This is a genomic window from Massilia timonae CCUG 45783 (assembly GCF_000315425.1).
Classification (GTDB): Bacteria; Pseudomonadota; Gammaproteobacteria; order Burkholderiales; family Burkholderiaceae_D; genus Telluria; species Telluria timonae.
On the sequence record NZ_JH992925.1, the window covers coordinates 396,992 to 405,961 of the forward strand.

General features: G+C 69.4%; 7 protein-coding genes and 1 pseudogene. 3 read left to right on the top strand and 5 right to left on the bottom strand.

Annotated elements, in window-relative coordinates; genetic code table 11:
* From HMPREF9710_RS28315 to HMPREF9710_RS22030, 4 genes and pseudogenes are all read right to left on the bottom strand, one after another.
* A pseudogene (locus HMPREF9710_RS28315) lies at nt 1-720 on the bottom strand (hypothetical protein); the annotation flags it as partial.
* A complete protein-coding gene (locus tag HMPREF9710_RS22020) occupies nt 690-3,041 on the bottom strand; it encodes an FtsW/RodA/SpoVE family cell cycle protein (RefSeq protein WP_005670063.1) in 2,352 nt (783 codons plus the stop codon). The gene HMPREF9710_RS22020 and the pseudogene HMPREF9710_RS28315, both read right to left, overlap by 31 nt.
* Nucleotides 3,038-4,000 carry a protein kinase domain-containing protein gene (locus HMPREF9710_RS22025; protein WP_005670064.1) on the bottom strand — a complete coding sequence of 321 codons (963 nt, stop codon included), beginning with the start codon at nt 3,998-4,000 and terminating at the stop codon, nt 3,038-3,040. Before HMPREF9710_RS22025 ends, HMPREF9710_RS22020 begins: the two co-directional genes overlap by 4 nt.
* Nucleotides 4,001-4,099: 99 nt before the next feature.
* Entirely contained in the window at nt 4,100-4,579 is a 480-nt protein-coding gene (locus HMPREF9710_RS22030; RefSeq protein WP_005670065.1) for a glycine zipper 2TM domain-containing protein, read from the bottom strand.
* A 194-nt stretch (nt 4,580-4,773) separates the two neighbouring features.
* On the opposite strand from HMPREF9710_RS22030, the gene HMPREF9710_RS22035 reads away from it, so the two are divergent.
* Together HMPREF9710_RS22035 and HMPREF9710_RS22040 are read left to right on the top strand one after the other, a co-directional pair.
* Nucleotides 4,774-5,910 (top strand): metallophosphoesterase, encoded by a 1,137-nt coding sequence (locus HMPREF9710_RS22035; RefSeq protein ID WP_005670067.1) that lies wholly within the window; start codon nt 4,774-4,776, stop codon nt 5,908-5,910.
* Nucleotides 5,911-6,022: 112 nt separating this feature from the next.
* Nucleotides 6,023-7,465 (top strand): M20/M25/M40 family metallo-hydrolase, encoded by a 1,443-nt coding sequence (locus HMPREF9710_RS22040; protein ID WP_005670068.1) that lies wholly within the window; start codon nt 6,023-6,025, stop codon nt 7,463-7,465.
* Between the two features lie 24 nt (nt 7,466-7,489).
* Here HMPREF9710_RS22040 and HMPREF9710_RS22045 read toward each other — a convergent pair whose 3' ends face one another.
* Nucleotides 7,490-7,861: an Lcl C-terminal domain-containing protein gene (locus tag HMPREF9710_RS22045; protein ID WP_005670069.1), complete on the bottom strand. Its 372-nt coding sequence runs from the start codon at nt 7,859-7,861 to the stop codon at nt 7,490-7,492.
* A gap of 221 nt (nt 7,862-8,082) precedes the next feature.
* Here HMPREF9710_RS22045 and HMPREF9710_RS22050 point away from each other — a divergent pair, with 221 nt between their 5' ends.
* The gene (locus HMPREF9710_RS22050) at nt 8,083-8,565 is read left to right on the top strand and encodes a hypothetical protein (RefSeq protein WP_005670070.1); all 483 of its coding nucleotides are present in this window, start codon (nt 8,083-8,085) and stop codon (nt 8,563-8,565) included.
* Nucleotides 8,566-8,970 lie beyond the last annotated feature (405 nt).

Sequence of the window (8,970 nt, forward strand, 5' to 3'; positions counted from 1 at the left end):
CGCGCCGGCGCGGCTGATCTTCAACAGCAGGCGCTGGGCGCTGGCGCCCTTGCCGCGCAGGACGTAGTAGCCGTTGGCGGCGTCGAAGCGGCATTCGAAACTGTCCTTCGGACGCACCTGCAGTTCGAGCGGGGCGCCCGGGCCGTCGTTCACCAGCAGCAGGCCTGCGTCAAGACCGAATGGCCAGCCGGGCGCCGCGAAGGTGGCGTTGGCGGCGTCCAGGCCGACCAGGGTCAGGCGCTGGTTCGGATAGATGGCGCACACCGGCTGCCAGATTGCGCTGTCGCGCGAGGCGGTCACCGTGTACTGGACCTGTTCTCCCGGGGCCGGCAGGTAGACGGCGTGGCCGAACTTGACCTGCACCTCGCCCGGATCGAGGTCGTCGCTGCCCAGCACGTGGTAGCGCACTTCGTCGCCGCCGAGCAGGTCGCCGAAATCCTTCTGGTGCAGGGCGGCCAGCGATTGCGCCAGGTCGCGCACGCGCGCGCCGCGGGTCAGGTGGCGGTCGTCGTCGACCTCGTCCTGCGGCAGCACCAGGGTCACGTGCGAGAAGCAGCGGGTGGCCGCGCGGCCGCGCTGCTCGCGCGGGGAGCGCTCGAGCAGGTCGCGCAGCAGCGGACGGCGCGAGAACAGCGCCAGGCCAGGCGCCTGCCACAGGGCGTCGGCATTGAACACATCCTGGACCTTGCCTAGGACTTCGTGTTGGACATAGACCGGCATGATTGACTCTCCTCGTTGAATTGGGTGCTCGCCATGCCGAACGCTAGCAGGGGGCAGATGAAAAACAGCAGGTGCGAGCCGCCCGCGGACAGGAAGCTCATGGGCTGGCCCATGATCGGGAACATGGCGAGGTTGGTGCCCCACGACAGCAGCAGGTGGCCGGCGATGAAGGCCGCGCCGCCGCACAGGGCGAAGCACTGGAAGCGGCCGATCCAGGCGCGCCGGAAGTCCTTGGCCTCGTTCGAGCAACGCCAGGCGCCGGCGGCGGCGCGCAGCAGCGCCGCCAGGAACAGCGCCTGCAAGGTCCACAGGGCGAGGCCCGCCGCCAAACCATGACGATGCAGCAGGAAGGATGGGGCGAAGTCGTCCTGGATGGCGGGAATGGCCAGCGCCTCGCCGGCCGCGCCGCCCAGCGCCGCCAGGCCGAGCAGCCCGTCGGCGCCCAGCCAGCCGCCCTGGACGATCGCGCGACTGCCTTGCAGCATCTGCTGGCCGGTGTGCGGGTGGATGGTCGGCTCGCTCCAGACCTGGAAGCGCTCCGGATAGAAGCCGAAGGCGCCGAGCAGCTCGCCGCCGGCGCGCATCGTCACGCCGCCCGCCGCCAGCAGGCTGGCGGCCACGAGGATCGAGGCCAGCGCGGCGCGCCGTCCGTGGCTGGCGCACCAGGCCAGCAGCATGGCGCCGCTCCATACCAGCAGCAGCAGCAGCGGAGAATAGTCGTCGACCCGCACCAGGGCCGCCGCCAGCAGGAACATGAACAGCAGTACCGGCGCCGCCATGCGCAGCCAGAAGCGCCAGTCGCGCCGGCCGTGGGGCGCCCCGCCCGCGGCCAGCGCCAGGCAGTGCGCGCTCAGCGCGGCCAGGGCGAACTTGGCGAATTCGAAGGGCTGGATGTCGAACACGCCGGTCTCGCTGCCGAAGCACACCTGCAGCAGCAGGCCGCCCAGCGCGAGCGCGGCGAACGCCAGCAGCACGCGCTCGGTGACCGGGCGCGACACGGCGCCGCGCGCGAAACAGGACAGCAGCAGCAGGGCGCCCGGCAGGCCGAGGCCCAGCAGCGCGGTCGTGTTCTGGAAGTGGCGCAGCCAGGCGGTGTCGGCGGCGCCCAGGCCCATCTCGAGCTGCACCAGCAGGCCGGCGCCGAGCAGCAGCACGGCGCTGGAGGCCAGCAGCGAGGCGCGGCGTGGATACAGCAGGGTGAGCCAGAGCGTGGCCCAGGCCAGCAGCAGGGAGATGGCGGCGCCGGGGGCGGCGACGGTGCGCTGGGTGACCAGGAGCAGCATGGCGCCGGCGGCCAGCAGGCTGGCTGCGAGCGGGCGTGCGAGATCGGAACGCATGCTGCGCCGGCGCAGCGAGGGCGCGATGCACGCAAGTCCCATCAGCAGGACGAGGCCGGCGGCGGCCCAGGCCAGCGGCGGCGGCGCGGGCAGGGCGAGATGGTCGCGCCGCTCCCAGCGCCAGGCCACCGCGGCCGGCAACTGGCTGGAGGGGGCGGCCGATAATGCGACCTGGCGCGACGGCGCCAGGCGCAGGGTGGCGCCATCGTGCTCGAGCGTGAACAGGGTGCGGCCGACGGCGAAGGCATCCACGTCCGCCAGCGGCAGCTCGCGCTGGGCGGCATCGATCCAGCCGGCGCCGTTCGAGACCAGCACCGGCTGGGCGCCGCGCGCCGACAGCGCGATGCGGCCGTCTTCCTGGCGCAGCAGCACGGCGTCGCCCGGCTCGATCGCGGCGGCGGCGATGCGGTTGCCGCAGTAGAGCAGGCCGCCGAGGCTCAATGGGCGGGCCAGGCTCGCGCCTTGCGGCAGCCAGCGGTTCCAGGCCGCCACCGCGCGCGCCGACAGGCCGGTGTCGGGACAGGCGGGCTGCGGCTGGCCGTCGCGCCGCACGCTGGCGCCGTCGTAGTCCCAGGTCTGTTCGCCGTCGTGCAGGGTGACGCCTCCGGCTTGCGCCGCGACCACCTCCAATCGCAGCGCGCCGGCCTGGATGCGCTGGCCGGCCGCGAGCGGCAGGTCGCTGCTGCGCTCGCGCGCTTCGCCACGGCGCAGCACGACCGCTTGCCGCGGTTCGGCGTTGCGCAGCAGCCAGGCGCCGTCATGGTCGCGCCGCAGCACCAGCTGGCGCGCGGCGGCGCGCGGCGCGCCCAGTTCCTGGCGGCCCAGCATGACCGATTCGCCCGGCGCGAGGCTCACCGCGATCGCGGATGGGGTCCAGGCGGCCGGTGCCTTGATCAGGGCCAGCAACTGCACGGCGCACAGCAGCGCGAGCAGGGTCCAGGCCACGCTGGCGCCGAGGAACGGGCGCTGTGGGCCGGACTTCATGCCGCGCTCCGCAGCGGTTCGGAATGCAGGGCGGAGATGGCGTCCGCCAGGGCGCGGCTGATGTCCAGCGCGTGGCGCGGACGGTCGGCGGGACGCTCGGCCACCAGCGCGCGCAGCAGCGCGAGGCCGGGCGCGGCGGCCGAGCCCAGGCGGCTGGCGAACAGCGCCGCTTCGTCCGGTTGCAGCACGGCCGGTCGTCCCTGGCGTTCGGCCAGCAGGCTGGCCGCCGCATCGCGCCCGTGCGCCTGCCAGGCCTGGCCGCAGGCGCTGCTGTAGCGCAGCAGGCGAGCGCAGACCAGGTAGTAGAGCAGGGCGCCGAGGGCGAAATAATCGGTGCGCGCCTCGGTGGCGTAGCCGTCGGCGTCGGGGAAGAACTGTTCCGGGGCTTGCCAGTTGGCGGTGCCGGCGTAGGTGTGGGCGCGCAGGTCGTCGAGGCGGCGGTTGGTGCCGAAATCGGCCAGCTTGACCGAATCGCTAGCCGCGTCGAGCAACAGGTTGCCGGGCTTGAGGTCGAGGTAGCGCCAGCCGCTGGCGTGGACCTTGGCCAGCGCCTGGTTGACCTGGCCGATCCAGGCCAGGGCGCGGGCGGGGGCGATCGTGCGGCCGAGCGCCATCTCGCGGGCCAGGTGGCCGGCCAGGTCGCCGTCGAGCAGCTCGAGCGCCATCGCCGGCATGCCGGCGTGTTCGCCGCTGTCGAGCAGGCGCACGATGTGACGGCCGTCCCACGGCGCCAGGCCGCGCAGGAAGGCGATCTCGGTGCTGGCGCTGGCCAGCCAGCGCGCGCGCAGGCTCGAGGGCGCGCGCGCCATCTGTTCCAGGTTGACCAGCTTGAGGGCCACGGAGCCGTTGGCGTGCAGGCTGTCGGCGCGCCACACGACGCCATAGGCCGAGCCGGCCAGCGCCTCGCGCAAGCGGTACTGGCCGCCGGCCAGCGAAATGACGGTGCCTGCTTCGTACATGGTGTCCCCCGAACCTGGCGCATGGCGCCGATGCGTGGGACTAGCGGAGGGGAGACGAAAAAAAGCCGCGCGGTGCGCGGCTCATTGGATCGGCGTGGATCAGCGGCCGTGGCCGTGGTGGTGACCGCGACGGTCGTCGCGATCCCAGCGGTCATGGCGATCGTGGCGGTCATGCCGGTCCCAACCGCGGCCGCGGTGTTCGACGTAGACCGGGCGCGGTTGCACGTACACCGGACGCGGCTGGACGTAGACCGGGCGCGATTCCACGTACACCGGGCGTGGTTGCACGTAGACCGGGCGCGGCTGCACGTACACCGGTTGCGACTGGTAGTAGCCGTTGTTATAGCCATTGTGGTGGCCATAATGACGGCGATCGTCGCGGGTGTTGATGGAGTTGCCCACCGCCGCGCCGATCACGCCGCCGGCGACCGCGCCGCCGGTGCCGCCGACCGTGTGGCCGACGACGGCGCCGAGCACCGCGCCAACGGCCGTGTTCGTACCACGATCACCGGCCATTGCCGCCGGCGATACCGCGACAGCGGCCAGCAGCACAGCACCAAGGGTTGTCGATTTCAACATGGTTTTTCCTCGTACCCTGGCGGAGATCGGGATGATGACTGCGACACCGGGTATGGACGTACTATATTCCCGGCGCACGATTGTGCCATTCGTTAATACAGTTTTTTACAACTGCATCTCAGCCGGTAACATTCTGCCTTGCAAGCAGCGTCTGGCGCCCCATCTAGGCACGACCACCCTCATTCGATCCCGCCATGCGCCCGAGCCGAAGCTTCGTCGTCGTCCTCTCCCTGCTGGTATTGTTGCTGGTCTATATCGGCATGCGCCTGCTGCCCGACCTCGGGCTGACGCTGGCCGGCAATGCCTTCGCCATCCTCCTGCTGGGCCTGGTCGGCGCGCTGGTGCCGGTCGGCCTGATGTCGTCCTCGCTGCGCCGGCGGCGCTGGTCGAACCTGGTCGCCTGGCTCGGCCTGCTGTCGATGGGCCTGTTCTCGTCGCTGCTGGTCGCCACCCTGCTGCGCGACCTGGTGTTGCTGGCGCTGCTGCCCTTCGGCGCGCTGACGCCGGCGATTACCCACGGCAGCGCGCTGGCCGTGCCGCTGGTGGCGCTGGCCGTGACCGTGGTCGGCTACGTCAATGCGCGGCGGGTGGCGCGGGTGGTGAAGGTCGACGTGCCGATCCGGGACTTGCCGGCCGAACTGCACGGCTATGCCATCGCCCAGATCTCGGACATCCACGTTGGCCCGACGATCAAGCGGCCCTACCTGAACGCCATCGTCAACAAGGTCAACAAGCTCGGCGCCGACGCCATCGCCGTCACCGGCGATCTGGTCGATGGCAGCGTGCAGCGCCTGGCCATGCATACCGAACCGCTGGCGCGCTTGCAGGCGAGCGACGGCGTGTTCTTCGTCACCGGCAACCACGAATATTATTCCGGCGCGCTGGAGTGGATCGCCGAGGTGCGGCGCCTGGGCCTGACGGTGCTCATGAACGAACACGTGGTGCGGCGGCGCGGCGGCGCGGCGCTGATGATCGCCGGCGTGGCCGACTATACCGCCCACCATTTCCACCCCGAGCACAAGAGCGATCCACAGCGCGCCGTCCACGGCGCGCCGCCCGGGGTCGGCGTGAAGGTGTTGCTGGCGCACCAGCCGCGCAGCGCGCCGGAGGCCGCCGCGGCCGGCTTCGACCTCCAATTGTCGGGCCATACCCACGGCGGCCAGTTCTTTCCGTGGAACCTGTTCGTGCCGCTGCAGCAGCCTTTTGTTGCCGGACTCAACCGCGTGCGCGATATGTGGGTGTACACCAGCCGCGGCACCGGCTACTGGGGGCCGCCGAAGCGCTTCGGCGCGCCATCCGAGATCACGCTGGTGCGCCTGGTGCCGGCCTGAGCGCGGCGCGGCGCCCATATTGCTTGCTTGTACGTACGGCAAAAAACAGGGGCGAAAAGTTGCCGGATGCGCTATCGTTTGAATCCTTTCGAACTAGCAAGGGTTTCCCCGCATGAAACGCAGCTTCCGTCTCCACCATCTTCCCGCCATGGGCGTCATCGCCGCCGCACTGCTGGGCGGCCCGGCCCTGGCCGCCAGCCCCGGCAACGATCCCGCCGCCCTCGCCAAGATCCGCGACACGGCGATGAGCAGCGACTACGCCTGGCAACGCACCGAAGACATGACCGACCTGATCGGTCCGCGCCTGTCCGGTTCGCCCGGCGCGGCGGCGGCGGTGACCCAGGTGGCGGAAGCGATGCGCAAGCTCGGCGCCAAGGTGACCTTGCAGCCAGTGAAGGTGCCGCACTGGGTGCGCGGCATCGAGACGGGCGAACTGGTCGAGTACACGGGGCGTCCGCAGGGCGTGACCCAGCGTGTCGTGCTGGCCGCACTGGGCGGTTCCGGCGCGACCCCGGCCGAGGGCCTGGTGGCGCCGGTGCTGGTGCTCAAGAGTTTCGATGAACTCAAGAGCCGCGCCGCCGAAGTGAAGGGCAAGATCGTCCTGTTCGACGTGGCCTTCGACCAGCACATGGCCGATCGCGGCCTGGCCGGCCACGCCTATGGCCAGGGTTCGGCCTATCGCCGCAACGGCCCGCGCATGGCGGCCGAGCTCGGCGCTGTCGGCGCGCTGGTGCGGTCGGTTGGCGGCGCCGCCTATCGCCTGCCGCATACGGGTTCGTCGGGCCTGCTCGAGAACGCGCGCATCCCGGCCGCCGCCGTGACGGCGGAAGACGCGATGCTGATGGCGCGCCTGGCCAAGCGCGGCCCGCTGAGCATGAAGCTGGTGCTGACCCCGCAGAACCTGCCGGACGCCGACAGCTTCAACGTGATCGCCGACTTGCCGGGCACCGAGAAACCGGACGAGATCGTGATCGTCTCGGGCCACCTCGATTCCTGGGACCTGTCGCCGGGCGCGCACGACGATGCCGCGGCCGTCGCCAGCGCGATGGCCGTGTTCGACGTGCTCAAGAAGCTCGACTACCGTCCGCGCCGCACCATCCGCTTCGTCGCCTGGATGAACGAAGAGAACGGCCAGCGCGGGGCGAGCACCTACCTCGCCGCCGAACAGGCGAACGCGGGCAAGCACTTCGGCGCGATCGAGAGCGACAACGGCGTCGGCCGCCCCTTCGGCCTGCGCGCCAGCGTGATGCCGCAGTCGGTCAAGCTGTTCGCGCCGCTGCAAGCGGCGTTGCAGCCGATCGGCGCCAATGTGTTCCAGCGCCAGGACGTGCTGGCCACCGGCGACCTGGCCGGTCTGGAACGCGCGGGCGTGCCGAGCTTCGCGCCGGTCGTCGACACCTCGAGCTATTTCGACTATCACCACACGCCGGCCGACACCCTGGACAAGGTCGATCCCGACATCCTGCGCCGTCACGTGGCGCTGATGACCGCCACCGCCTGGTACCTGGCAAACATGGAGCAGGACATCGGCCGCTCCAGCGTGCCGAAGCCCTGACCCCGGTGTGCCCGCGCTGCCGGCTCAGGCCGCTGTGCTGATGCGGCGTATCGCGCGCGCATGGCCGCGGTAGGGCCGGCCATAGATGGTCTGGATGCCGCTGGCGAAATTCTGGCCCCAGACCAGCTGCGCGCGGGTGGCGTGCGGCTCGCTCGACCAGTACCAGTTGCGCTCGAACGATTCGCGCAGGTTCGCGAACAGCAGCGCCAGTTCGCGCCGCGTCGGCAGCGCCCCCCCGTGGCCGCTGGCCCAGTCCACGGCCGTGGGCCAGCTGACGTCGGAGGAGTCGCCTGGCAGCAGGACCAGGTGGTAGTCGGGTTCTTCCTTGCCCAAGATCAGACCGGCATATTCCTCTCCGTCTTGCAGCATGCCCCGGATTTGCATGTATTCGCCCATTGAAATCTCCTCGCGTTAAGTAGCCGTGGGATAAGACTGCTGAGCGCGACTTTTGGTTTCGTGCCGGGTTCGATCTAGATCATGGGAGTGTTTAATTTCTAAGAGGATGAGTCTCGTGGGGATTTGATATCACGTGGAAAAATTTCTTGGAGGGACTTGAACTAAGGAAGTTAGTGTCACTCAAAAGGGCACATTGTTTAATTGAGGTAAGGAACTTCCTGATGAAAAAACCTGTGACCTTCGCTTCGTCATTCCGTGTCAAAGCCGCGCTGTGCTGCAGCGTCGCCGTCCTGCTCACCGCCTGCGGCGGTACGACCGATGAGTTCGCCAATCAGCAGTTGCTGGCTGCCACCGTGATCACTGACACCACGGAGGCATCGAGCGCCAGGACCACGGGCGCGATCGACGCCGGCCCGGCAACGCCGGAGCCCATCGCGCAGGATACGGCCATGCCTGGCGCCGCCACACCGGCGGCCGACAGCGCAGCGCCGGCCATCCCGGAACCGGCGCCGGCGTCGATGGACAATATCGTCGCCAATGCCGCGCCGGCCGCGCAGACTGCCGAACGCAACGCCCCGGCATCGAACGAGTTCAATCTCAACGGTTACCAGGAGGCTGCGTCCTCACCCGATCCTGCAATGCAGGGCACGCCGGCGGTAGCCGGCGCCGACGGCCAGCAAGCCACGCAGCAACCGGCAGCTTAAAACCACTTCACATTCCCTTGCGCCTGCGACAGCAGGCGCAGCCGAGACATCCGCGCTCATCAGCAATCTTCCTCCGGCCCGTCGCGGCCCACCTCCCGAGCTGGCGCATCGCTGGTGTATCTGATGCCCGCCGCGCCGCGCATCTCTCCGGCTTCGCTCACACCCGCAACGCTGTGCTTGCCGTGTTCGGTAGGAAACTGCTGAGTATTCCATTTCTATAGATACATTGCCTCGAAAAAATTAGTGCCCACAGAAAAAATTTCTCAAAAAAAGTTGAACTTAGGAAGTTTCCTGCGCTCAAAGGGTTACATTGTTTAATTAGGGTAAGACACATTCATGACCTTCGCTACCTTCGCTTCGATCCGTACCAACGTCACCCGCGCCGCTGCCGCCGTCGCTTTGCTG